This window comes from Prevotella veroralis DSM 19559 = JCM 6290 (assembly GCF_000377625.1).
Taxonomy (GTDB): domain Bacteria; phylum Bacteroidota; class Bacteroidia; order Bacteroidales; family Bacteroidaceae; genus Prevotella; species Prevotella veroralis.
Window position 1 is genome coordinate 45,419 of sequence record NZ_KB898330.1, and the last position, 26,913, is coordinate 72,331.

General features: G+C 42.1%; 19 protein-coding genes. 15 read left to right on the forward strand and 4 right to left on the reverse strand.

Going from position 1 to position 26,913, the window contains the following annotated elements:
- Nucleotides 1-13 precede the first annotated feature (13 nt).
- The gene (locus D464_RS0106660) at nucleotides 14-2,644 is read right to left on the reverse strand and encodes a hybrid sensor histidine kinase/response regulator transcription factor (RefSeq protein ID WP_018910713.1); all 2,631 of its coding nucleotides are present in this window, start codon (nucleotides 2,642-2,644) and stop codon (nucleotides 14-16) included.
- A gap of 55 nt (nucleotides 2,645-2,699) precedes the next feature.
- Nucleotides 2,700-3,788, reverse strand: coding sequence for a lactonase family protein (locus tag D464_RS0106665; RefSeq protein WP_018910714.1), 1,089 nt, complete (start codon nucleotides 3,786-3,788; stop codon nucleotides 2,700-2,702).
- Nucleotides 3,789-4,827: 1,039 nt separating this feature from the next.
- Between D464_RS0106665 and rplM the strand changes: the two genes are divergently transcribed.
- From rplM to D464_RS0106750, 15 genes are all read left to right on the forward strand, one after another.
- Nucleotides 4,828-5,292, forward strand: a complete 465-nt coding sequence (gene rplM / locus D464_RS0106680; RefSeq protein WP_004382913.1) for a 50S ribosomal protein L13 — start codon at nucleotides 4,828-4,830, stop codon at nucleotides 5,290-5,292.
- 10 nt (nucleotides 5,293-5,302) lie between these two features.
- Nucleotides 5,303-5,689 (forward strand): 30S ribosomal protein S9, encoded by a 387-nt coding sequence (gene rpsI / locus D464_RS0106685; RefSeq protein ID WP_004358788.1) that lies wholly within the window; start codon nucleotides 5,303-5,305, stop codon nucleotides 5,687-5,689.
- 223 nt (nucleotides 5,690-5,912) lie between these two features.
- A complete protein-coding gene (rpsB, locus tag D464_RS0106690) occupies nucleotides 5,913-6,725 on the forward strand; it encodes a 30S ribosomal protein S2 (RefSeq protein WP_018910716.1) in 813 nt (270 codons plus the stop codon).
- 122 nt (nucleotides 6,726-6,847) lie between these two features.
- Entirely contained in the window at nucleotides 6,848-7,846 is a 999-nt protein-coding gene (gene tsf, locus D464_RS0106695) for a translation elongation factor Ts (protein ID WP_018910717.1), read from the forward strand.
- 150 nt (nucleotides 7,847-7,996) lie between these two features.
- A complete protein-coding gene (locus tag D464_RS0106700; protein ID WP_018910718.1) occupies nucleotides 7,997-8,614 on the forward strand; it encodes a fumarylacetoacetate hydrolase family protein in 618 nt (205 codons plus the stop codon).
- 96 nt (nucleotides 8,615-8,710) lie between these two features.
- Nucleotides 8,711-12,292, forward strand: coding sequence for a type IX secretion system sortase PorU (gene porU, locus D464_RS0106705; RefSeq protein WP_024985750.1), 3,582 nt, complete (start codon nucleotides 8,711-8,713; stop codon nucleotides 12,290-12,292).
- Nucleotides 12,293-12,391: 99 nt separating this feature from the next.
- The gene (gene porV / locus D464_RS0106710; RefSeq protein WP_018910720.1) at nucleotides 12,392-13,561 is read left to right on the forward strand and encodes a type IX secretion system outer membrane channel protein PorV; all 1,170 of its coding nucleotides are present in this window, start codon (nucleotides 12,392-12,394) and stop codon (nucleotides 13,559-13,561) included.
- A gap of 193 nt (nucleotides 13,562-13,754) precedes the next feature.
- Nucleotides 13,755-14,258, forward strand: a complete 504-nt coding sequence (gene ispF, locus D464_RS0106715; RefSeq protein ID WP_018910721.1) for a 2-C-methyl-D-erythritol 2,4-cyclodiphosphate synthase — start codon at nucleotides 13,755-13,757, stop codon at nucleotides 14,256-14,258.
- Between the two features lie 470 nt (nucleotides 14,259-14,728).
- Complete coding sequence (locus D464_RS14085; RefSeq protein WP_279625389.1) at nucleotides 14,729-14,854, forward strand: hypothetical protein; 126 nt, start codon at nucleotides 14,729-14,731, stop codon at nucleotides 14,852-14,854.
- Between the two features lie 88 nt (nucleotides 14,855-14,942).
- Nucleotides 14,943-16,445, forward strand: a complete 1,503-nt coding sequence (locus tag D464_RS0106725) for a hypothetical protein (protein WP_018910723.1) — start codon at nucleotides 14,943-14,945, stop codon at nucleotides 16,443-16,445.
- A 109-nt stretch (nucleotides 16,446-16,554) separates the two neighbouring features.
- Nucleotides 16,555-18,036 (forward strand): preprotein translocase subunit SecD family protein, encoded by a 1,482-nt coding sequence (locus tag D464_RS0106730; RefSeq protein ID WP_018910724.1) that lies wholly within the window; start codon nucleotides 16,555-16,557, stop codon nucleotides 18,034-18,036.
- Between the two features lie 57 nt (nucleotides 18,037-18,093).
- Nucleotides 18,094-19,719, forward strand: coding sequence for a hypothetical protein (locus D464_RS0106735; protein ID WP_024985751.1), 1,626 nt, complete (start codon nucleotides 18,094-18,096; stop codon nucleotides 19,717-19,719).
- Nucleotides 19,720-20,093: 374 nt separating this feature from the next.
- Nucleotides 20,094-21,368 carry a glycosyltransferase family 4 protein gene (locus tag D464_RS0106740; RefSeq protein ID WP_018910726.1) on the forward strand — a complete coding sequence of 425 codons (1,275 nt, stop codon included), beginning with the start codon at nucleotides 20,094-20,096 and terminating at the stop codon, nucleotides 21,366-21,368.
- Nucleotides 21,365-22,144 carry a glycosyltransferase family 2 protein gene (locus D464_RS0106745; protein WP_018910727.1) on the forward strand — a complete coding sequence of 260 codons (780 nt, stop codon included), beginning with the start codon at nucleotides 21,365-21,367 and terminating at the stop codon, nucleotides 22,142-22,144. The genes D464_RS0106740 and D464_RS0106745 overlap by 4 nt, the downstream gene beginning before the upstream one ends.
- Nucleotides 22,145-22,250: 106 nt before the next feature.
- Nucleotides 22,251-22,685, forward strand: coding sequence for a hypothetical protein (locus D464_RS0106750; protein ID WP_018910728.1), 435 nt, complete (start codon nucleotides 22,251-22,253; stop codon nucleotides 22,683-22,685).
- Nucleotides 22,686-22,908: 223 nt separating this feature from the next.
- Here the strand turns inward: D464_RS0106750 and D464_RS0106755 are convergent, their stop codons facing one another.
- Nucleotides 22,909-23,913: a M23 family metallopeptidase gene (locus tag D464_RS0106755; RefSeq protein WP_018910729.1), complete on the reverse strand. Its 1,005-nt coding sequence runs from the start codon at nucleotides 23,911-23,913 to the stop codon at nucleotides 22,909-22,911.
- A gap of 294 nt (nucleotides 23,914-24,207) precedes the next feature.
- Nucleotides 24,208-26,304: an ATP-dependent DNA helicase RecG gene (recG, locus tag D464_RS0106760; RefSeq protein WP_018910730.1), complete on the reverse strand. Its 2,097-nt coding sequence runs from the start codon at nucleotides 26,302-26,304 to the stop codon at nucleotides 24,208-24,210.
- Between the last annotated feature and the right edge of the window lie 609 nt (nucleotides 26,305-26,913).

A 26,913-nucleotide genomic window follows, 5' to 3' on the forward strand; every position in this document is an offset into this window, starting at 1 on the left:
ATACCTCTGTTTCTCATTTCTTTGGATTCTCCCCAAACTCATCTTTATAGCACTTCGAGAAATAACTGGGCGTAGAGAAGCCTACGGCATAAGCAATCTCTGACACTGTACGCTCAGTAGTTTGTAGAAGATGGCGAGCACGAGTAAGACGAGCTTTACGTAATATTTCTACAGGAGAATATCCCGTAAGAGCCTTTACTTTTCGATAGAGTTGTACACGAGAAAGCCCGATTTCATCGCCAATTTGCTCTACACTTAAATCACTATTGGCAAGGTTTTCTTGTATAATCTTTCGTAATTGTTTAAGGAAAGACTTGTCCGTTTCATTCGATAAATTCCCGATTTCATCGTCCTCAACGCCTTTTGACCATATTTGATTCAACTTCTTCCTACTTTCTATAAGATTATCAATACGCGAGAGAAGTAAACGAAGAGAGAATGGTTTTGAAATATAGGCATCTGCCCCATGCTCATACCCTTCTGCACGTTGTTCATCCATACTACGTGCTGTTAGTAAAATAACAGGAATATGACTGATGGCTTTATCTGTTTTCAGCTCTTGACAAAACTCTAATCCATCCATCACAGGCATCATAATATCCGACAGAATGATGTCTGGGACAGTTCTCCTCGCCAGTTCTAAACCGCTTTTTCCATCAGACGCTTCACTCACATTATACTTTTGAGATAGTACTGACCTTAGGTAAGTGCGAATATCACTGTTATCATCAATGATCAATATCTCTGGTTTGTCAGCCTGATAAGGCTGTATGAGGTCATCAATATGTCTTGCCTGATTGGGTATCTCTTGTGTATTGGATGCCTCAATTACCTGCTCTACTGATTCTGTTAATAACTCACTAATCTCCCCCTCTTGTTTAACAGGGATATTGATGGTAAACGTACTACCTCCTCCTAGCTTACTTGTGGAACTTACTTCTCCGTGATGTAACTCTGTGAAAGCTTTCACAATAGCCAACCCAATACCCGTTCCACGACCCGCATTTTTAGCTTGATAAAATCGGTTAAAGATATAAGGTAGTTCATCAGAGGCAATACCACAACCATTGTCTGTCACACTGATTACAACCCGTCCATCCTTTTCTGTGGCTTTTAGCTGTATTTCTCCCCCCTCGGATGTAAATTTCAACGCATTACTAAGAAGGTTATAACAGATACGCTCTATCTTATCTTGGTCTGCTCTAAGCATGATTGTATCAGGAGCATCCAAGCTGATAGTGATATGCTTCTTTTGTGCAGAGGCACTGAAAAGCGTGATCCATTGTCTCATGTTCTCCGTCAAATTAAAGTCAGAGAGGCGAAGCTCCATCTTTCCACTCTGCACTTTACGGAAGTCTAGTATCTCACTGACCAATTGTGTCAACACCAAAACATTACGTTGTACAATCTGGAGCATACTCCGTTGTTGTGTGTTGAGATTATCGTCATGAATGATATAATTTACAGGGTCAGCAATTAGTGTGAGTGGTGTACGTAATTCATGACTGATATTTGTAAAGAATTGCAGTTTTGCTTTTATGGCCTCCTCTTCTATTCTCCGGCGCATGAGAGTGGTTCGATAGATATAAACCATGATTCCTATCAACAAGAGAAGAATAATACTAAAGAGCACAATGTACATCTTTTGGTGATTATATTGTACCAAGTAAGTATCTACTTTCCCATGCAGTGCGTTGAGACGAGCCGTTTGCTTGTTCATTTCCTCATTTTGCATGAGTAGAACATTGGCATTACCTTTTGTCACTAATGCTCCTTTCAGATAGTTATCACGCTTGTAGGGCTTTTTCTCAAGGATATTCAATGCCAATTGCATAACGGCATCACCACGCGTAGGATAGATGTAGGATGCTTCTAAATTGCCATCCCGCACATTCTCCATACCACCTCCTGGAACAGGGAGAGCATCTATTCCGACAATCTTTATCCCCTTTGCTCCATGCTTCCTAATGGCTTGCAAAGCTCCCAAGCCCATACGGTCATTCTGTGCGAAAACGTATTGGATAGGCTCTTTTGCTTGTGTGAGTACACTGTCCATAGCCATTACGCCACTCTCTTTTACCCAATCTCCATGCTTACGAGCAATCACTTTTACCCCTGAATAATCCTTTAGTGCATCCATAAAACCACGATCACGTTCTATGGCGGGCGATGATGCCTTCAATCCGCAAATCTCTACGATATTGCCTTTCCCCTCAAGTTGTTGAGCGATGAAATGGCCTATTTCGTGTCCTGCTTCATAGTTGTCGGCACCGATGAAAGCTGTATATTTCTTAGAATCGGTCTTACGGTCGAAAAGAATTATGGGTATGCCTCTGTCGTATGCTTTATCAATAACGGCAGAGATCGTATGCACTTGATTCGGAGACACAATAAGGAGATCAACTCCTTCATGGATGAACTCATTGATTTGCTTAGTCTGTAAGCGGTCGTTATCATTGGCAGATGCAAACTTCAAACTCACGTTGTCATGTTGATAAGTGCTCATAATAAGTTCGTTGTTCAACTTATTACGCCATATATCTTCCGAGCATTGCGATACGCCAATAACATATCTCCTCTCGTTATTAGCCGTACAAGCGGAGAGGAGAATGGTAAGAAGGGCGATCCAAATATATTGTCTCATATCATATTCGGTTTTAGCATTGTACCTTTTTAATGTACAAGTAAGGCTGATATGATTATAAGAATCTTATACAAACAGGGTGGCTCAAATAAATGTCTTGATTGGTGTTTTTAAGAAGCCCTGTGTTCTTATCACGTGAAAAAACTTGAATCTTATTAGCATCACGACAAGCCACCAGGAGGAATTTACCATTGGGCGTGATGGCAAAATTACGAGGATGTTTACCAGTTGACTGTTTGCCTACTCGCGTTAGCGTTCCATTGCCATTCACACGGAAGATAGTAATGCCATCCCCTTTTAGGCGTGTACTAGCATAAACAAAATTACCGTCTGGGCTGACATGAATATCAGCTCCGCCTTGTGCACGAGCATCATCAGCCACTAGCGTTTGGATTTCCTTCAGCTTCCCTTCTTTATAAGTGAACACCGTCACTTTTCCTGACAATTCGCTTATAAGATAAGCATATTTACCATTGGGAGAAAAAGTGATATGACGAGGACCGGATCCTGCCTTTAGATGAGCGGCTATACCATAATCCTCAAGTTTTTTCTTATTCTTGTCATAATAGAAGCTAAGAATCCGATCCCCACTAAAGTCCGTTGAAAGAATATAACCATCAGGGGCAAAGATAGCACAATGCGCATGAGGCGTATTCTGACGCGTCTTGTTGGGGCCGCCTTTTTTACTACTTACCATAAGAAGTGACTTATCCAACGTACCATTCTTTAGGATGGGGAATACTGAAATTGTACCACTAGAATAGTTGGCCGTGAGCGCAATCTTCCCGTCAGTATCAACATAACATGGATCTGCGCCATGCGTCAGTTGAGAGTTCATAAAGCCGAAATCGCCCTTTACAGGATCAAAGCTGATGGCATTAAGTGCTGCTGTGGCATTGTTTTTCTCGCTTACAGCATAGATAAAACGCCCATTCTTGCTGAAGGTGAAGTAAGAGGGATTGTCGACTTTTAACGAACTGAGTTCCTTTGCAGAACCGTTAGAATCATCAAACGAGAAAGAATATAAGCCCTTACTTCCTGCGTCAGTATAAGTACCAACAACCATCTTAATGCCGTTTTCTGCTCTAGTCAAAACAGGGATAAGAGCGAATATAAGTCCTAATAAAATAGCTTTTGTTTTCATTGAATGAATGTTTATAGGTGTTTGTTTGTTATTCAGAGAACGCTATTAAGCAATGCCATACAAGGATCTCCAAACGCTTGCAAAAGTAAGGAAAAGTTCTAGAAAGATTCGGCTTTTTTACTTTTTTGACTTCATGGTGCAGATTTTTTAATTTTGACTAGGTTTTATTAAAAAGGGTTTAAGTCATTCGAAAACATATCTGTTCGTTCTGCACATTACAGGTCAATGGTTTTTAATGTTCAATGCAAAGATACGAAGAATCGAGGAAGAAAGCAAGGAAATGATGGTGACGAGAGGGAATTTTTGCACAAGAAAATGATGTAAAAATTTATAACTTTCTAGTAATCAACATGATACACAAATCCATCTTTCGCATTAACGGGTTGACAAGTGAACAAGTTAATAGAGATTATTGGTACAACAAGTAAAAAACAAAATGTAGTAATAACTGGTTCACTCGTCAACTTGTTCACTTGTCTACTTATCCCCATCTCGATGAAATCGGGCTTTTTTGAAGATTATAAACGTCAGAGAGGAAAAATAACTCCAGATGAGGGACTTCATTATCTCGTATTAAGTCCTTTTTTGTCAGAGTGTAAAACTGTGTCTTTTAATCTCAAAAAGCCTATCTATATTGCTCTAAAATCTATCCCCATTACGCTAAAAGCCTCACTTTTGCCCCTGTTCCACCATAATATTTTAGAGGTTTTAGAAATAGCATTTTGAAGATGAAAAAGCATTATCACAAGAGTATTTTTACCATTATAGATGATAAAACAAAGCACGATTTTTTATTATTGGGGAGGATAAGAAGAGGATGATTGGTTAAATAATCGTAAATAATACAGAATGATTATAGGAAAAGTATATATATAAGGTAGGAAATAATTACCTTTGCAGTCCGATTATTATAGGGGTACTCTTAGAGCCCCATACGATGCATGTTAATAGTGTTGTCTTTGGCCGGGCGACATGGTTAGGTAAGGCATGTTCGTGAATAGAAAACGTTTTTTAGTAGTAAAATTATTAATTTTTTAGAATGGACACTTTAAGTTACAAGACTATTTCCGTTAACAAGGAAACAGCTAAGAAAGAGTGGGTCGTTATTGACGCAAGCGATCAGATTGTAGGTCGCCTTTGCTCTAAAGTGGCTAAGTTACTTCGAGGAAAGTACAAGCCAACTTTCACTCCACACGTAGATTGTGGTGACAATGTAATCATTATCAATGCGGCTAAGGTTGTATTCTCTGGTAAGAAGGAGACTGATAAGGTTTACACACGTTATACTGGTTACCCTGGTGGTCAGCGTTTTAATACTCCTGCACAGCTTCGCGCTCGCAAGAATGGTATTGACAAGATGATTCGTCACGCCGTAAAGGGTATGTTACCAAAGGGTCCTCTAGGTCGTCATTTGATGGATAACCTTTATGTTATCGACGGTACAGAGCTCAACGGTCTCGAGGCACAGAAGCCAAAGGCAATTGATATTAACCAGTATAAATAAAAGGAGAAAGATGGAAGTAATTAATGCAATTGGTCGCCGTAAGAGCGCAGTCGCTCGTGTTTACCTCTCAGAGGGCACCGGTAAGATCACAATTAACAAGAAAGATTTAACTGAATTCTTCCCATCAGCTATCCTGCAATACGTGGTTAAACAACCACTGCAGTTGCTCGGTGTAGAGGGTCAGTATGACATTAAGGCTAACCTCGATGGTGGTGGCTTTACAGGTCAGAGCCAGGCATTGCGTCTTGCTATTGCGCGTGCATTGGTAAAGGTTAACGCAGAAGATAAGAAAGCACTAAAGGATCAGGGATTCTTGACACGTGACAGCCGTACTGTTGAGCGTAAGAAGCCAGGTCAGCCAAAGGCTCGTGCTCACTTCCAGTTCAGTAAGCGTTAATATTTTCTTTGATCTTTATAACCTTGAGAATTTATATGTAACATTTAGCATGTTCGTATTAAAGACATAAAAGGTCGAAGATCAAAAGAAAAAAGAGTTTAGTATCTAAATTGATGAGATTCCTTTATCGGGGGACTACTCATTGATTGATTCTAACAAGCCTGACGAAGCTTATTCGTCAAGAAAGAATTAAAAAGAAAGTAAACAAGTAAAATTAAACAACATGTCAAGAACAAATTTTGACCAGTTATTGGAGGCAGGATGCCACTTTGGTCACCTCCGTCGTAAGTGGAATCCAGCAATGGCGCCTTATATCTTCATGGAGCGCAATGGTATCCACATCATCGATCTTCACAAGACTGTGGCTAAAATTGATGAAGCCTCAGAAGCACTCAAGGGCATTGCAAGGAGTGGAAAGAAGATCTTGTTCGTCGCTACTAAAAAACAAGCTAAGGATGTTGTAGCTGAGAAAGCTGCATCTGTTAATATGCCATACGTTAATGAACGTTGGGCCGGTGGTATGCTGACCAACTTCCCTACAATCCGTAAGGCAGTTAAGAAAATGACGAACATCGACAAGTTGATGAAAGACGGAACATTCTCTAACCTCTCTAAACGTGAGTTACTCCAGATCTCTCGTCAGCGTGCAAAGCTCGAGAAGAACCTTGGTTCTATCTCTGACTTGACTCGTTTGCCATCTGCACTCTTCGTCGTAGATGTAATGAAAGAGCACATTGCCGTTAAGGAGGCTAACCGTTTGGGCATTCCTGTTTTCGGTATTGTTGATACCAACTCTGATCCTAAGAACATCGATTATGTTATCCCTGCAAACGATGATGCAAAGGATTCTGTAGAGGTTATCCTTGGTGCTTGCTGTGAGGCTATCGCAGAAGGTCTTACTGAGCGTAAGGCTGAAAAGGCCGATGAGAAGGCTAATGCAGAGCAATCTGAAGTAGCACCAGAGGCTAAGCCAAGGCGTGCACGTAAGACTGAAGAGGCTTCAAAGGCACAGAAAGAGGCATCAGCTTCTGAGTAATTAAATGAAACATAGTGGGCGCTGGTGAGTGCTAATGAGCTTCTATATTAATTATGACATGAAGTTTATTATCCCTCATCAACGCCCACATTATTTAATAATATTAGAAAGGAAAAACAAAAATGGCTGTATCTATTGAAGATATCAAGAAGCTCCGCGCTATGACTGGCGCAGGTTTGGCAGATGTAAAGAAGGCTCTCACAGAGGCTGAAGGCGACTTTGACAAAGCAAAGGAATTGCTTCGTGAGCGTGGTTTAGCTATTGCCGCTAAGCGTTCTGACCGTGAGACATCAAATGGTTGTGTGCTTGTAAAGCAGGTTGATGGCTTTTCTGCTATGATTGCTGTTAAGTGTGAGACCGACTTCGTGGCTAATGGTAAGGACTTCATTGCATTGGTTCAAGAGATTTTGGATGCTGCTATAGCAAACAAGTGCCAGAGCCTTGATGAGGTTAAGGCATTAAAGCTTGCTAATGGTGAAGACGTATCTACTGCTGTTCAACAGCGCTCTGGTGTAACTGGTGAGAAGATGGAGCTTGATGGCTATAACTTCCTAGAGGGTGAGAATGTATCTGTTTATGATCACATGAACAAGCACACTCTTGCTACTATGGTTCAGCTCAATGAGAATAATGAGGATGCTGGTCACAAGATTGCTATGCAAGTAGCTGCTATGAAGCCAATTGCTTTGGATGAGGCTTCTGTACCCCAGTCTGTAAAGGACGAAGAGTTCAAGGTGGCTATTGAGAAGACAAAGGAAGAACAGGTTGAAAAGGCCGTTATAGCAGCTATAAAGAAGGCTGGTATCAACGCAAACTTGGTTGATAGCGATGATCACATCGAGTCTAACATCAAGAAAGGTTGGTTGACTCGTGAGGAAGCTGATAAGGCTATTGAGATTCGCAAGACAGTTGGTGCAGAGAAGGCCGCTAATCTCAATGAAAATATGATCCAAAACATTGCTAAGGGTCGTTTGAATAAGTTCTTCAAAGAGAGTTGCTTGGTTGACCAGGAGTTCCAGTTCGGTGATGGTGATAAGCAGAGCGTTGGCGAGTGGCTTAAGGCTCAAGGTAAGGATCTGAAGATTATTGCTTACAAGCGTTTTACACTCTCCGCAGATTAATTAACGTATATCGTTAAAGCGAAATAAACTAGGAGTTGTAGGAAAGCCATCAGGCTCCTGCAACTCTTTTTTAGATTATTAGCTCATCAGAATCATGTCTGTCCATATTGATGGGATCAATGGTTGTGGATGAGATAAGCAAGATAATATATGAAGATATTTGCTGTCGGCATGAATTATGTCGGGTACAATAAATTACTAGGTGAGCCGTTATTAAAGCAAGATGATCCTGTTATCTTTACTAAAGCAGACTCTTCTCTATTGAAAGATAGAAAACCGTTCTTCATTCCAGATGAGTTAGGAACGATAGAATATGAGGCTGAAGTCGTCGTAAGAGTATGTCGTTTGGGTAAGTCTATATCCGAGCGTTTTGCCCCTCGATATTATGATGCTGTGACGGTGGGTATCGACTTTACGGCACGTGACTTACTAAAGAAACTGAGCCAGCAAGGGCTTCCTTGGGATATGAGTAAGAGCTTTGATGGTGCTGCGGTAATAGGCGAATGGGTGTCAAAGGATAAGTTTTTAGATGTTCAGCGACTCAGGTTCCATCTTGATGTCAATGGAGAGACGAAGCAGGAAGGATGTACGAGCGATATGATCTATAAGGTGGATGAAATCATTAGTTATGTCAGTCGGTTTTTTACCCTCAAGACTGGCGACCTTATCTATACGGGCTGTCCTGTGAGTGGAACTCCTGTTCATATCAACGACCGACTGGAGGGATATATAGAAGAACGTAAGGTGCTCGATCTCCATTGCAAGTAAAGAGATAGAAAGGGACTTTCTTAGTACGAAGTATATAGGTTGTGTGGTTCTGAATAGAAACCTTTATAACCATTAAAATGAATGATTAAGGCAATGATGAAACGAATAACAATACTCTCTTTCATCTTTCTGTTAGGCTGTATCACGATGAATGGACAACAGAGGAGATTCTTCAATCTAACGGTTGAGGACGTTACGATTGACTCGCTTTTACCTCATTTCCATTATGCTATACCCATTGGAGAGAATTATGCAGACTCCACCTATGAACTAGAGATACGCTATCCCGAGTTCATAGATATGAGTCATGAGGATATACAACGTTATAATGCGCTCACCAAACAGGTACCACCAACATTGCCAGAGATACATCAACAGATGACGGTCGAGCGTAAGAAGGGTGTGTTGGAGTTCTCCTTAATGCCGATTGTAGAGCGTGATGGCAAGAAGCAGTTCCTTGTTAGCTTTATGATGGCACTCACTTCACGTCCGAAGTCGTTGAATGCTAAGAGAGGAATGAAATCTATGACATCTACTAGAGCTGGTGGGCTTACGACTTTAGAGGTATCCAATCGTTATGCTAACCATTCCGTCTTGTCTACTGGCAAGTGGGCAAAGATACGTGTCCCAGCTGATGGTGTGTATCAATTAAGTAATGACTTGATTCGACGAGCTGGATTCACCAATTTAGATAAGGTGAAAATCTATGGCTATGGTGGACATCTCCAAGATGAAGAACTGACCGCTGATTATATCATATCGCATGATGATTTGAAAGAGGTTCCAACCTATACAATTCATGGAAAGAGGCTCTTCTATGCTAAAGGTTCTGTTAGTTGGGATAGCAATTCAGCCACTCGACGCACTCGCAATCCCTATTCTGATTACGGATATTACTTCCTCACAGAAGATAACACAGGAGTTCCTGCGTCCATATCAGATAGTACCACCTTCTTAAATAGCTTTTATCCATCAGCAAATGACTACCACTCATTGCACGAGGAAGATAACTTCAGTTGGTTTAATGGTGGTCGTAATCTCTTTGAAGAAACCCCATTAAAATTAAACGAGAGTAAGGTCTTCACTTTAAAGAATAAGACAAAAGCCAGCACAGGTATCTTGACTGTAGCTGTGACAACAGGTGATTACACATCAACCATCAAGGTGGAAGCCAACGGAAAAGAACTCGGCGAGATACATATTGCTCCAGGTGATTCCTTTGATAAAGGTTATGAGGTTATCAGAGACTATGCTGTCTCAAATCTCCAAAGTGTAGATAGCATCCGACTTACTACGATTTCTGGCGGTCCAACAAGGCTCGATTATCTCACAATGACCTATCCAACGCCTGCCCCAGCATCTTCACTGAATACATCGTTCCCAACTCCGGAATATGTCTATAATATCACCAATCAAGACCATCACGCTGATGATCCAGTCAATATGGTGATTATCATCCCAACAAGTCAGAAGCTCTTACAACAAGCTGAGCGCCTAGCTGATTTCCACAGAACACATGATAATATTTCTGTACGTGTTGTCCCTGCTGACGAACTATACAATGAGTTCTCCAGTGGAACACCTGATGCAATGGCTTACCGACGTTACATGAAGATGTTGTATGATCGTGCTACAAATGCACAAACTATGCCGCAATCACTCTTGCTCTTTGGTGATTGTGTATGGGACAATCGCATGAACACCAGCTCTTGCCGTCTATTAAATCCCGATGATTACCTACTTGCTTACGAGAGTGAGAACTCATTTAGTGAGACCGACTGTTATGTTAATGATGGATGGTTCACACTGATGGATGATGGTGAAGGAACTGATCTTCTACGTCAAGATAAGGAGGATCTTGGTGTTGGGCGATTCCCCGTTACCAATGCTATTGATGCGAAGACACTCGTTGACAAGACCATTAATTACGCATTGAATAAGAATGGAGGAAGCTGGGAGAATGTACTTATGTTCATGGGTGATGATGGAAATAATAATCTCCACATGCACGATGTGAATGAAACAGCCGAATCAATATCATCTGCCTATCCTGCTTATCAAATAAAGAAGGTAATGTGGGATGCTTACCCTCGAATCTCTACTGCTACGGGTAACACCTATCCAGAAGCTAGTGCTCTTATCAAGCAACAGCAAGCACAAGGAGCATTAATTATGGATTATGCAGGGCATGGTAAAGAAGATCAGATTTCACATGAAGCAGTACTCCGACTTGTTGACTTCAAGAACTTCTCCAATACAAATCTTCCGTTATGGATTACTGCCAGTTGTGATATTATGCCCTATGATGGTGTGATTCCAACTATCGGTGAAGCGGCTATGTTGAATAGCAAAGGGGGGTCGGTAGCATTCTGGGGAACGACTCGTACGGTATATGCTTATTATAACAAGGCTATCAATACTGCCTTCTTAAAGCATGTGCTAAGTCTTACAAACGGGAAGCCTACCACACTCGGTGAGGCGCAACGACTCGCAAAGTGCGAGCTAATCAACTCTAGTAGTGACCTTACACCAAACAAACTGCAATATGCCCTCTTAGGTGATCCAGCTTTAGCCCTCAACCTCCCAAAGTTGCAAGTGAACGTAGAGTCAATCAATGGTCAGGCGGTTAGTGCTGGTAGTACTATCCTTATTAAAGGTGGCTCAATCGTGAAGGTGAAAGGCTCTATTACAAAGGATGGTAATAAGCAAACGGACTTCAATGGGCTCATCACTGCGGTCGTAAGAGATACCAAAGAACTCGTAACCTGCAAGAAACAAGATCAGTCTGCCGATGTAGCCTTCACCTATTACGATCGTCTGAAGACGCTTTACAATGGCAAGGATAGTGTGCGCAATGGCGAGTTTACACTCACTTTCGCTGTACCACGTGACATCAATTATACCTCTGGTACGGGCTTAATGAACTTCTCTGCTATCAACGAAGACCATTCTCTCATGGCGCAAGGATATGAAGATAGATTCAATATTGATGGGTCAGAAGTTGTCTATAACGACTCTATCGGACCATCTATCTATGCTTACCTCAATTCTCCTTCTTTTGTCGACGGAGGCAAGGTGAATAGCACTCCTTACTTCGTGGCACAGATAACCGACAAGGATGGTATCAATGCGTCTGGCAATGGGATTGGTCATGATATGCAGTTGTGCATAGATGGTAAATTGACACAAACCTACCTCCTCAATGATAACTTCCGTTATGATTTCGGCAGTTATACTTCGGGCACAACGGGATACAGTCTACCCGAACTATCAGAAGGACCACACACCTTGCAGTTCCGAGCATGGGACATCCAAAACAATGCGTCTACAGTAACGCTCCACTTCAATGTAGTCAAAGGGCTTGCCCCCGATATCTATAGCGTCAGTGCATCGAAGAATCCAGCTTACAACGAGACAACCTTCATCGTATCGCATAATTACATGGGTTCGAATGTGGATGTAGAGATAGAAGTATTCGACATGAGTGGACGCTTACTCTGGCGTCACGTGGAGTCAGGCATATCATCAGGTAATGCCATCTCAACCAACTGGAACCTGATAGTAGATAATGGAACACGATTGCAAACAGGCGTCTATCTCTATCGAGTTCGCCTCAGTTGTGATGGTGCAACTAAGGTGTCAAAGGCTAAGAAACTCATCGTCTTAGACAATAAGTAATATAAGTAACACGTTTTAATCCATGATGTAAGCTGACAAACTAGCTGCATCATGGATTCTTTATATAGCAATATTCCATAAGCAACTCAAGTAAATAAGATGAATAAAAAGCTTCGTTTATCCTTCTTAACTGTGGTCGTTATGACCTCTTCTGCTGCATTTGCACAGGGCACAAAGAAGGATATGTTCAACCCAGTTACTACCTCCGTTACCTCACAAACCATTGCTCCTGATGCACGCGCAGCAGGTATGGGTGATGTAGGAGCAGCCACTGACCCTGATGTCAATTCCCAGTATTGGAACCCTGCGAAGTATCCTTTTAATATTTCTCGCGCAGGTGTCTCTTTGAACTACACCCCGTGGCTTCGCCAATTGGTGAGTGACATCGACCTCGCTTACGTAGCTGGATATTATCGCATAGGTGATTACAGTGCAGTGTCGTCCTCCCTTCGTTACTTCTCTTTGGGTGAGGTGCAGACGAATGACGGCTCTAATATGACCATCAACCCATACGAAATGTCATTAGATGTAGCTTATTCTTTGATGTTAAGTGAGCACTTCTCGCTCGGAGCCGCCGTGCGTTGGATTTATTCCGACCTCACGTATGACTATAAGGAAAATACATCTCCCGGTTCCGCCTTCGCAGCCGACCTCTCTTGCTATTACCAGAATTATATCAACATTGGTGAGCGTGAGTGCCAGTTAGGACTAGGCTTGAATATCTCGAACATTGGTTCTAAGATAACGTTCGGTGGCGATAATCGCTCGGAATTCATACCAACTAATCTCCGCTTAGGTGCCGCATTGATGATTCCAGTTGATGAGTTCAATAAGTTTACCATAGCTGCTGATGCAAACAAGTTACTAGTTCCAACTTATCCAAAGCGTAAGACGGGCGAATCGCAAGTAGATTATGACAACCGCTTGCAGAAGGATTACTACGATGTATCGTCTATCTCGGGTATCTTCAAGAGCTTCGGCGACGCACCCAATGGATTCTCTGAAGAGATGCAGGAGGTGCAATGGAGTGTGGGAGCTGAATATACCTACAATGATAAGTTCTCACTTCGTGCAGGTTATCACAACGAGAGTGAGAATAAAGGAAACCGCAAGTACTTCACTGTAGGTGCTGGATTCAAGATGAATGTATTCGCACTAGATGCGGGCTATGTCATTGCAACGGCTAAGAATAACCCACTCGACCAAACGCTCCGATTCTCCCTATCATTCGATATGGATGGTATAAAGGACTTGTTTAAGAGGAAGTAAATGCCTCCCCCCCACCCCCTCCGAAGGGAGGGGGAGCGCCTAACAGACTATGGTTAGGGGATGATTTAGACATTGACTACAATTCTTATAGAAATCATTAAAACTTAACTTATTCACCCACTTCTGCTAGTATAGCAGCAGAGACATCCCCTCCTTTGGAGGGGCTTGGGGAGGCTTTCATCATCCAATAGATATGACAAATACTACTCAATCAATCCCATCTTTCCGCATTGGAATGGGTTATGATGTTCATAAACTCGTTGAAGGGCGTGACCTCTATCTCGGTGGTATAAAGATAGAGCACAGCCTTGGATTACTCGGACATAGCGATGCGGATGTCCTCATTCACGCCATTTGTGACGCACTACTCGGCGCTGCTAATATGCGTGATATTGGTTATCATTTCCCAGATACTGCCAACGAAACATTGGATATGGACTCGAAAGTAATCTTACGTAAGACCATCGAACTACTTGCCACAAAGGGTTATCGTGTGGGCAACATCGATGCAACCGTATGCGCTGAGCATCCGAAGATAAATCCTCACATACCAGCAATGTGCGAATGTCTAGCCAATATCATAGGTTGCGACATCGATGCCGTATCCATCAAAGCCACCACGTCAGAGCGAATGGGCTTCGTTGGACGAGAAGAGGGTATGGCGGCTTATGCGGTATGCCTGATAGTAAAGGTGTAAAAGGCTAATGAATACTAAATAAAAAACGGCTGATAGCGATTCTTAATATTGCTATCAGCCGTTTTTATTATACGAATATTCCAGCGCTATAAAGTCCAATCGTCTGCTTCTCCTACATGGATTCTCAGCTTGTGTCTAGCTTTCCAGTAGATTTACCAAAGGGTGATAATAAAATCAGTTTATATTACAAGAAACAGTCACAGTCCTATCAAAGAGCGTCTGTTTCAGCGGCAGAACATCAACGTTTGACCTGTTTGCGAATCATTACTCACTAGTTTCAGCATTCTTTCTAACGTGTTCCGCATTCCTTTCTAACGTGTTCCGCATTCTTTTCTTACGTGTTGCGCATCATTGACACACGTATATAAAGTTAGTTTCATCGTGATGAGACACAAGTTTCATCATGAAGAGACGCTCGTTTCACCATGGTGAAACTAACAAAAGATACGGAACACAAAGACGCAAGACGCATGAGGAAAGAATGTGGGACAGGTGAGAAAGAAAGCGGAAACCTATTAGACAAAGAGCGCAAACAGGGTTCAAGGGCTCGTGGCTTTATACAGAACTTACCATTACTGGCGTTGGAGACAACTTGACATCAAATGTGAATCTAATGCTTTATCCCCTTTGCCGTTTCAAGAATTATCCTTACTTTTGTCGCACATAACTACTTTAGAACAATTTATGAAGCGTGTCATCTTATCTTTATTATTGCTTGTCGGAGCTTTACAAGTATGTTTTGCGCAAAGTGATAAACCTGCGACGATTTCCGTTTATCCGGCAGTAAAGGATGCAACGGGGCTTATCAATGGGATTAGTGAGAAGCTGTTGCCTTATCAGAAGCATATTACTTCTAAGTCGCTTATTAAGTTTATGAGTCGTGTACCCCATGCGTATGCTGGTGATGAAGGTCGTACAACAGAGGAGGATAGAGACTCATATCTTGTTAATTACACTTACTTTTATGTGGCAAGGACTGATCAGTCTAAGGTGCAGAGTCTTTTAGATCTTGCAAGGGAGAAACATTTATATGATACCACCCGCTATCGCTTCTTGTTTTCTAGTGGAGAATCCGCATTAGAGCCGTCTGCCTTATATGCTATAGACCTAAAGAATCCCTACATAATTCCATCGCTTTCGTTTACAGATGTACGTTGTGGCAAGGGCTTTTATGGTGATCCTGTATTTAAAATAAGTCTTACACATGGTGCTGCGGATGCTTTCACAAACCTTACCTATCACGAAATAAATAATGTGATACTCTTTTTAGTGGATGGTAAACTCCTCACATCTCCTTATGTTCGATGTGTTGTTTCTACTAAGACGCTGGAGCTATCATTTGGATTTAGTGAGGAGGAAGGTCAGAAACTATTGCCTCATCTGAAGGCTGCTGCGGTGAGTGATTCTGCTTATACGCCCCTTTATCGTCCACAATATGTGTTGGGTGATACGCTGACTTATCGTGTTTCTTTCCCACAGAGTAAGGGTAATGCACAGCGTTCGCACACCTTTCAACTCATCCCAAGGCTTGTGAACGATAGTATAACACGGATGGAATGTGTGGTAGATTCTATTGCTCTTACCATTGACGAGTTCTTTAAGGGAAACAAGGAATATAAGGATATGGCTAATTATTTCGTTTATGAGTTACGCAAGAACCATTTTATGATTGAGACAGATCAGTCGTCTCATTTTGCAGTGCCTATGCTGAAGGATTTACCAGCGTTATCCCATGCGTTGGAGACCTATCTTACAACGCATAGTGCAGTGGTCAAACCGATAATGTCTGAGCATGATGACTTGGAGCAGGTGGCTGAAAGGTTGGCAGAAGAATGGGATGGGTTCTTTGAACAAGGGTATATAGAAAGCATACTACCAGAATTGAACGTGATGACACAGCTTGATAATCGCTTTTCTAATCAGCAGACACAGGGTACATGTTACCTTTATTTGGAGGATAAAATAGCAGAATATACGATCACGAAGACGGATGATGGACTGGTGATTACGCTTACTGTCAAGGCAGATAAGAATGGTGGAGCAGGGAGGTACACCTATTCTATCGACCAGCAAGGACTGATACGGCAATTGAGGTATGAGGCGATTGCTAATGCGAAGGTACCTCGTAATGCCGTGAGCCCAACCTTCCGTGTTCCTTCGAGCTATCTTATAGAACGCATAAGATAGTCGGCTGTGGTGATAGCAGCGTATGACTTTAGAACAAATAACCAAATGATAAACCTTATGAAATGAATTATCCTTATTTTTGTCGCATATAACTACTTTAGAACAATTTATGAAACGTTTCTTCCTATCATTATTATTGCTTGTTGCAGTCCTACAATGCGCTATTGCGCAGAGTGAGAAACCAGCAACGCTGTCTGTTTATCCAGCTTCTCAGAATGTGGCAAGCCTTATTCGACCAATCAATAAGAAGTTATTGCCCTATCAGAAACATATTACATCGAAATCGTTTATCGACTTATTGGGCTTTATCGACACAGAAATTGACAAAGCGATCCCTTCCCCTACTGATGATGCCTTGTTCTATGTTTCTGAACAGAATAGAAGTATGGTGCAGAGCCTTTTAAACCTTGCCAAAGAGAAAGGCTTGTATGATACTTCACACTATCAACTCTTGTTATCGAGGTCACCTTCGGATAAGGATTTGTACGACTTACACGTCATAGACTTAAAAAGCCCAGTGGCTATCCCAACATTGTCAATCACGGATGCGTGTTGCGACAAGAGTTCTGATGGCAATCCCGTATTCCAACTAAGCCTTACACGTGATGCCGCAGTAGCGTTTACGAAGTTGACTTATCAAGAAGTAGACAATAATATTGTGGTTCTGCTGGATGGAAAGTTCCTCGCCACGATGTTTGTTAATAGTGGGGTTTCCACTACAGAGATAGAAATTCCGAATGAGATGGGTGCGGTTAAAGCAGAAGAGATTGTGCGACGCCTGAAGTCAACGGCTGTAAAGGAGGCTCCACTCAAACCACTTTATCGTCCACAATACGTGATAGGTGATACCTTGACCTATCGTTTCACTGCTCGAAAAGAGGAAAGTAAGCAGACGGAATCCCACATCTTCCGTTTTATACCAAGACTTGTAAACGACAAGATGACACGCATAGAATGTATTGAAGATACCCTCCACGCTGCAAATGAAAAGGAGATGCGTGAATATGAAGAAGTATTTCAGAAGATAATAGATTATACTTGTGACAGGTTACGCAAGTGTCACATTATGATAGAGACTGACCTGTCAACACACACTGCAGTATCGACATTGATGAACTCCAAGACGCTCGTTAAAGAGATAGAGGAATATCTGATAGAGAATACAGCTCTGTTTGGTGCGAGCAAAGAGGAAATGCAAGAAGCCGCCAAACAGATGGCTGAGGAACTATTGAAGGAGGTGAGTGCAGACTTTACGGGCGATAACATGGCACGTCGGTTACCCGAATTGGAGGTGATGACTGCAATGGATTATTTCTTCTCGGAAGGGCAGACACAAGGCACGTGTTACTTCCCTTGTGCGAAGAACTTAGTCGATTATACAATCGCACAGGCTAACGAGGGACTTGTTATCACGCTCAAGACAAAGGATAAGGACAGTGATACGGAGGAAAGATATATCTACCATATAGATAAGCAAGGACTCATACAGCGGTTAGAATATCAATGGATTGTCAAGCAGGAAGCAACAGAGAAAGACAAAGGAATGTCAGATGTTGAAGCTTATGGCTATCTCATAGAGCGCATAAACTAATCGGATGGGATGAATGAATGGCGAATTAGAATGTAAATTATCAAATATATAGACTTTATGAAACGTATAAGCCTCCTCTTATTAATGCTTATTAGCTGTCTGCAAATGACAATGGCGCAGGCATTGAAGCCTGTGCAGATAGCATTTTATCCAGTAGTACATGACCCACACGAGCTGCTGAAGTCAATTAGTGATAAGCTCTTGCCTTATCAGAAGAATATTACTAAACGTCCATTGGAGAAGTACTTCGGACGCTTTAATGACGAGATTTATGGGAATCAAAATGCAACGGAAGCTGACTCAACAGCGGCTTTCAAGAAGCGTTTCGGGACCTTACCCGATACGGACGGATATGTTGCAGCAGCAGCGGCTGAAGCAGCTGATAATGGAGAAGATGTTGCTTTCCACATGAATTCGTATGTGCAGGTGAATCCACAGGATGAGAAAATAGTAATGAGATTACTGAATCTAGCACGTGAGAAGCAACTCTATGACACGTCACGTTACATCTTTGGCTTTGGTATAAACGAACTGATGGATGATTGGCTAATCCTTTGTGCCTTAGATAAGCAATCGACTTATGCCATACCTACGGCTTCATTCACTGCTGTGAGTAAAGATGAAATATCTGATGGCAGCGTTACTGGTACGTTAAGGCTCACTCGTCAGGATGCAAAACGATTGATCAAACTTTATAATAATCCGCAGAAGGATGATGTGTACATGGCGATTGATGATAAGCTACAATGGCCGATTGATAAAAGGAATGTGCCAGTCAACAGAAGAGTCTCATTCTTTCAAGAGATAAAGAATGTGGCAGAGGGGCAACTATTTATGAAGCGTATGCAGGCATCTGTCGTGAAAGAACCCACTTATAAGCCCTTACTTCCATCGCAATATACAGTGGGTGATACGCTCACTTATCGTATAAAAGTGGACTGCGAAATGAACTGGATAACGGGAACGCACACCTTTAAACTTGTTCCGCTGGTGGTTAACAATGACCTTTGTCGCCTAGAATGTATAGTAGAGGGGCTAGATGTAAAGCTGCCTGATTGGACAACAGGTGCATACGACAAGGAACTAAATAAACTTGAAGCTAAGATGCTGCAACAGATGCTTAAGCAGCATTTTATCATCGAAGCAAATAATCTGACGGGAGAGACCAACGTTGAGGTGAAGGATCAGAAGATGTTCGATCAGTGGTATAAGAACCTCAAACGATGGTGTCAAGAGGACTGGAAAAGGAATAGAAAGTTCTCTAGAGTAACTGATGAGACGATGAGGACAACTGAAGGAGAGAATATCTTATATCACCTGGATAACTTCATAAAAGATGGATCATTTATACAGTATATGCCAGAATTAACGGCTATGATTGGACTTGAGATGCACTTTGATGAAGGTGAGACCACTGGCAGAGAGTACTTCGACCTACTTGGTGACTATGGAACTTATAACATATCAAAGGATAAGCAAGGGCTTGTCGTATCGCTTAAAGGCGACCCCGAAGTGAAAGATGGTGATCTTGTTGATGAATCGGAGCCAGCCATACAGGATATGAAGACTAGGATTGATTCTTACGAATATCGCTTTGATGCGAAAGGAAACCTACTGCAGGTGAAGGGTAAAGTGCGGAGAAATCTATATTATAAGGACTTTGTAATAGACCGAGTGATGTAATCTTATAAAAGTAAACGCCGATACTCTCAACGAGCATCGGCGTTATCAGTATGTTTAACCAAAAATCTTTTTAAATGAAAGGGAATCTCACGACTACCTTTGTCATCCTTGATCAATCGTTAAACGTTTACCTTAAATAAAATAACTAAAAACCTAAATCTATTACTACTAACCTAAACAATCTATTAACCTTTTGACAATGCAAAGGTAGGATGATTCTTATTTCTCTGCAACTTTTTACTTCTGTTTTCTCAAGACAAAGCCTCTTTCTTGATGCAAATCAACCCTCTGTGTACGGAAACAACTAATATTTTATTACTTTCCTTGTGTGTTTATGGCTTTTCTTGTAACTTTGCTGCAAAGGATATAAGCGAATGAAAGTTCTGATAGTAAATACCAGTGAGAAGACAGGTGGTGCTGCTTTAGCTGCCAACCGGCTCAAGGATGCTCTGAACAACAATGGTGTAAAGGCGAAGATGCTGGTGCGTGATAAACTGACAGACGATATTACTGTTATTGGTTTATCGCATACTTTGTGCAATCAGTTACACTTTCTTTGGGAGCGATGGTGTATCTTTTGGCATTTACACTTCAGTCGGAAGCATTTATTTGAGATAGATATTGCTAACTCAGGTGTTGATATTACGAAGCTACCAGAGTTTAAGGAGGCTGATATTATACATCTTTCTTGGATCAATCAAGGAATGCTTTCGCTGAAAGGAATCCGTAAGATTCTCGATAGTGGTAAGCCTGTTGTGTGGACAATGCACGATATTTGGCCTGCAACGGGTATCTGTCATATCACATTGAACTGCCAGCGTTACCAGTCATACTGTGGTAATTGCCGACTTTTACCCAATGGTGGTTCTCCTCACGACCTATCTTATAAGGTGCTTCAACATAAGAAGTTAATGCTCGATGGACGTAATATTATGTTCGTAACATGTAGTAAATGGCTTGAAAAAGAAGCCCAGAAGAGTGCCGTTCTTGCAGGTCAACAGGTATTCTCTATTCCTAATCCCATTGATACACATACTTTTCAGCCTGCTGACAGTAAGCACGCACGCATCAATGCAGGACTTCCTTTGAATAAGAAAATTATTCTTTTTGCCTCACAGCGAGTAACGAATGTAAATAAAGGTATCTCTTATCTCATTGAAGCCTGCCACAAGTTAGCTTCTGATCATCCAGAGATGGTTGCTAAAATAGCTATCGCCATGCTTGGTGGACATGCGGAAGACTTACGAAAAGAGTTCGACTTTGAAGTCTGCGAGTTAGGTTATGTCAATGATACCCAGCGTATCGTGGATGTCTATAATGCCTCTGATGTATTCGTATTACCCTCCCTTTCAGAGAATCTTCCTAATACTATTATGGAAGCAATGGCGTGTGGTGTTCCTTGTGTAGGCTTTAAGGTGGGTGGTATTCCAGAAGAGATTGATCACAAGGTGAATGGTTATGTGGCGAAGTATTGTGATGCTGCTGATCTCGCACAAGGACTTCATTGGATTTTAGAGGAAGCCAATTACCAAGAGCTTTCTTCGTCTGCAATAGCAAAGGTAAAGCGTAGCTACTCACAACGCAGCGTCGCCTTACAATACATTAATATATATAATGAGGCTATGGCCTTTAAGAATTATCGATTATGATCACGTTCTCTGTTGTCACAATAACCTATAACGCTGCTGCTGTCTTACGCCCTACTTTAGATAGCGTGATGATGCAAGACTATCCGAATGTTGAACATCTTATCATTGATGGAGCTTCAACAGATGAAACACTGGCAATTGCCAAGGCTTATCAGAAGCAATCGGATGAAGCAGAGAATGGGCATGTTGTGAAGATTCAAAGCGAACCCGACAAGGGACTCTATGATGCCATGAACAAGGGATTGCGCCTTGCAACAGGTGATTATATTGTCTTTATGAATGCAGGTGACCGCTTCCCAGAGGCTGACACATTAGATAAGGTGATGTTGGCAGCCGTAGTAGGAGATGGAGAAGAACGTCCAGCAGTACTCTTTGGAAATACTGATATTATTGATGATAAGGGTAACTTCTTGTATCATCGTCGCCTTAGTCCACCCGAACGGCTCACATGGCGTTCTTTCCGTTACGGTATGGTCGTCTGTCATCAAGCCTTTTATGCTCGCATAGACATTACTCGTTCGCAGCCTTATGACACCACTTTCCGTTATTCGGCAGATGTTGATTGGTGCATTAGGGTGATGAAAGAGGGTGAACGTCGACATCTTCTTCTGCGTAATATACATGCTGTTGTTGCCAACTACATGGAAGAGGGACAAACAACCATCCATCATAAGGACTCTCTCAAAGAGCGTTTTGAGGTGATGAGACGCCATTACGGACTTCTTACTACAGTCTTACTCCACGCGTGGTTTGCTGTCCGTAAACTATTGAAGTAGGGTGCTTTTATCCTTTTAAAGGCTTTTAAAGCGTACTATCGTTTGTTAAGGACTACAATTTTAGTAACCCTTTTATCGTTTAATCAATATTCATAAACGAAAGACAATGAAACGAATGAAAACGAAACTTATAGTTGTTTTGTCGTTGATAAGCCTATCGGCAACAGCGCAAACAGAGTATAGTGGTATTGCTGGAGCATCTCCACATTTGGTGAAAGAACGTCAGAAAGCAGAGGCAAAAAAGCATCATTCAAATTCAACAAAGCATATTATACCTGCTACTCCAGTAACTTCTACGGCGAAGCCTATTACAACAAAGAAAGTTGAAGCGGCTAGTGTTGAACGGAGAGATTCGGGCGAGACGGAAGTAAAAGACGGCTTGCGTACCATGTCTCGTGGTATTGGTCGTGTTGTAAAACGCGAAGTAAAGACAATGGGAGAGGTAACTCGTAAAATTGGAGAAGGCGGTAAGAAGTTCTTTAAGAAGCTCGGTAAGGGAATCTCCGATTCGTTTAAGAAGGATAGTACTGATACTAAGTAAAGGTTCAAGTGCCTATCGTTTGAATTACTTAAAAGCCCTAATTTAGTTTTAATTATAGTTGCTGTCACTTTTAACATTCATAGTATTTCACTCGTTATCAGGGGATTATACAAACCAAACAGGTGATAGGAATGACAGCAAAATACAAAAGCTATCATAACAACAAACACCTCGTTAGAACGTAACATCTAGCGAGGTGTTTGTTTATTATTGGATAATTCGTTTACTTACTAATCTTTAGAATCCATCCCTTGTCTACCTTTGTATATCGACCGAGGCGATTCAAGTGGCATAACTTATCGACACTTACACCATACTGTTCTGCTATTGACTCAATTGTCTCACCTTCCTTTACAGAGTGGTAGATAATCTGACCATTGCTACTTGTAGCCTCTGTGCGTGGTGTGCGATTAGAGAAATCAGTGTTGTAAGTCTTCTCTTGACGAGTAGAAGTGCTCTGACCGCGTGTGCCTTGAATGTTTTCACGAGAATAGCCAAGGCTTGAAGAAGTACCGCGAGCTGCTGTTGCTTGTTCTGACTCTTGTGCTAATGTACTCTTGCGGAATACGTAGTAATCACCTGTAACATCCTGATGGGCAAAGTCGAAGAATAAGGCTGGATTCAAAGCAACGCCTGCAAGACGTGTTTCAAAGTGTAAGTGAGAACCTGTCGAACGACCGGTATTACCACCTAAAGCGATAGGCTGACCAGCACGAACTGTTTGATTAATTGAAACAAGCTGCTTTGACAGGTGACCGTAGATTGTTTCAAGACCATTGTTATGGCGTATTACAACATATTTTCCATAACCATTTGCATCGTACTTAACAACACGAACCTTTCCAGAGAAGGCTGCGCGGATGGTATCACCGATGTAGACTTTAATGTCCATACCCAAGTGGCGACGTCCCCAACGGCGTCCGAAGTTACTTGTGATGACGCGACTTGGAGTTGGCATGTGGAATCCGCGGAGATCAATCTTATATACATCAGGAAGGTTTCCGCCCCTGTGTGCATAGTTATTGTTCCAATCGTTGTAAAGTTCTGATGCTGGTTCTTCAATTTCTTCAGACTCCCGCAGACGACTGATAACCATTGTGTCGAGTGCTTTAGCTCGTCTGTCAATTGGTGCTTGACGTGCAAGCAAGTCTTGTGCGTTAGCTGTGTGGGCTGTTAAGGCAAGTAGAGATGTAAGCGTAAAAGTCCTAACTATCTTCTTAAAAATCATAATTAAGTTATTTTATTTCCATACTATGAAGCCTAAATAGGCCGGAACTAATTGCCAAGTTCCTATCTCTTGACATGTTGATAACCTATAATGAAGAATCAAACCAAGTATCAAAAGACTTCGCAAAGATAAGAAAAAAATAACGAAAAGGCTACAGGTTAACAGTTTTTATAGGCTGTTTAACAAACGACTTTTATATCTTTTGCTTGGCAGATGATATATGTCAAGCCGTTTAAACATGCGTATTCTGGGCGTTTTCTCCATATTCTTTTTAAGAAGATAGTCGTATTCTTTTTAAGAAATGGCAGCCCAGTTTATGTTAGTCTTTCTTAACGCTTTCAGCCTATCCCACAGTAGTTTATACTCTATCTTTTGGCAAGTTGGATCATTATCTATTACTTTTTGTGCCTCTTCACGTGCCATTTGGACAATCTGACCATCACGAGCTATATCTGCAATCTTTAGGTCGAAGGCTATACCACTTTGTTGCGTGCCCTCCAAGTCGCCTGGTCCTCGTAGCTTCAAGTCGGCTTCTGCAATCTCAAAACCATCGTTCGTTTCACACATGATATCAATTCGTTTGCTCGTCTCTTTGGTTAGCTTGTGATTCGTGACGAGTATGCAATAACTTTGATCAGCACCCCGTCCAACACGCCCGCGCAACTGATGAAGTTGAGAAAGCCCAAAACGCTGTGCATCAAGGATAACCATTACACTCGCATTCGGTACGTTCACGCCCACTTCAATTACTGTTGTGGCTACGAGGATTTGCGTTTCTCCACTTACAAACTTCTGCATCTCCACCTCTTTCTCCTTGTCCTTCATCTTGCCGTGAATCTTACTTAGCTTGAACTCAGGGAATATCTCACACATAGCAGCGTATCCGTCCTCAAGGTTCTTGAGGTCAATTCGCTCGCTCTCTTTGATGAGTGGATAGACAATATACACCTGTCTGCCTAACTTTATTTGCTGTCTTATACCCTGATAGAGGCTTGTCATTTGGTCATCATACTTGTGAATCGTCTGTATGGGCTTGCGTCCTGGTGGCAACTCATCGATGATACTCACATCTAAGTCACCATAAATCGTCATGGCAAGGGTACGTGGAATAGGGGTAGCAGTCATTACGAGGATGTGAGGAGGGTTCTCGCTCTTGCTCCAGAGTTTAGCTCTTTGCGCCACACCGAAGCGGTGTTGCTCATCAACAACAGCCATACCGAGGTTCAGAAACTGCACCTTATCTTCTATGATAGCGTGTGTTCCGACGACAATATTTATACTTCCGTCCACGAGACCAGCAAGTACTTCCTTGCGTTTCTTGCCTTTTACAATACCAGTCAGCAGTTCTATGCGAAGGTTCATACCCTTGAGAAACTCCTTGATAGTCTGTAGGTGCTGTTCTGCAAGTATCTCCGTCGGTGCCATCATACATGCTTGATAGCCGTTATCGATGGCTATGAGCATAGACATAAGGGCTACGAGTGTCTTACCCGAACCTACATCGCCTTGCAAGAGACGATTCATTTGCTTGCCAGACATCATGTCTGCGCGTATTTCATGCATCACTCTCTTCTGTGCACCAGTAAGTTCAAAGGGCAAGTTATGCGTGTAGAACCAATTAAATTGTGCTCCAATGCGATTGAAGATATAGCCCCGATACTTGCGCCGATGGTCACTTGCATAGCGAAGAATATTGAGTTGAACATAGAAAAGTTCCTCAAATTTAAGGCGGATACGTGCCCGCTGCGTGTCATCAACCGATTTCGGATAATGTATCTTACGCATGGCAGCATCGTGAGAGATGAGGTGTAAGCGAGTAGTAATATATGGTGGAAGGGTCTCATCAAGCGGAGTTGTGAGCTTACTAATCAATGTTTTCGTCAGCTTCTCCATTGCTCTTGAGGTGATACCAGCCTTCTTCATCTTCTCAGTCGTTATATAGAAAGGTTGCATACCCATATCGTTGAGCTGCAACTGACTGGCATCGTCGATGTCAGGATGGCTGAATTGGAAGCGTCCGTTATAGTAGGTTGGCTTCCCAAAGATGATATATTCCTTATTAATTTGATAGTTTTGATAAACGTATTTAGTGCCGTTGAACCATACTATATCACATATTCCATGCCCATCCGTAGCGTGCGCCACGATTCGTTTCCGACGCTTCCCAACCTCAAACTCCTCGTAGCTTAGTATCTTACACTTCACTTGTACGAAGGGCATATCAGCCGACAACTCAGAGAGAAGATATACCTTTGTGCGGTCAACATACTTGTAGGGGTAGTACTCCAAGAGGTCACGATAAGTCTGGATGCCAAGCTCTTTGCTTAGAATCTCTTTCCTTCTCGGACCTACACCCTGTAGGTACATGATGTCTTGTGATAGTATATCCATGTGTTACAACAACTTTTGAGGGTCTCAATATAGCCACCGAAAGCCTCCCCAAGTCCCTCCAAAGGATGGGATGTAGCCTAACGGAAGCTAACAAGAGAGGCTCTCTTCTGGAACCTCACCCAGCCTCCCCTAAGGGGAGGAGTGCCTAACGGAAATCAGTTTGAATCGTTATGTCCATTTAACAAGAGCCTTTCTTTGATTTAAAGAGGGCGTTTCTTCGATGCAAGGAGAGGCTTTCTTTAATGCAAGGAAACGCCCTTCTCAAATTGTTCTGATTATAACTTATAATTATGAATCTTGTATTTTGAATTACACGTGGGCGTAAGCTTCTGTGGATTCTATTGTTCCGTAAGGATCTCTGTGTCGCCTTTAGGCTTCGTGCCCTCCGTGTCTTCCGTGTTAAGAAAAGCCTCACCCTCGCCCCTCTCCCAATGGAGAGAGGAGTAGATAGTATTGTTTCTTGCAGAACAAACAACTCGTTTACTTGTCAACCTGCCCACTCGTCAACTCTACCTAATCATAATTTTGAATTTTGAATGATGATTTTTGAATTGTAGTAATCCTCCTCGTTGATTGAAATGATTGCCTCAATGTAGGGACAGACGCCCT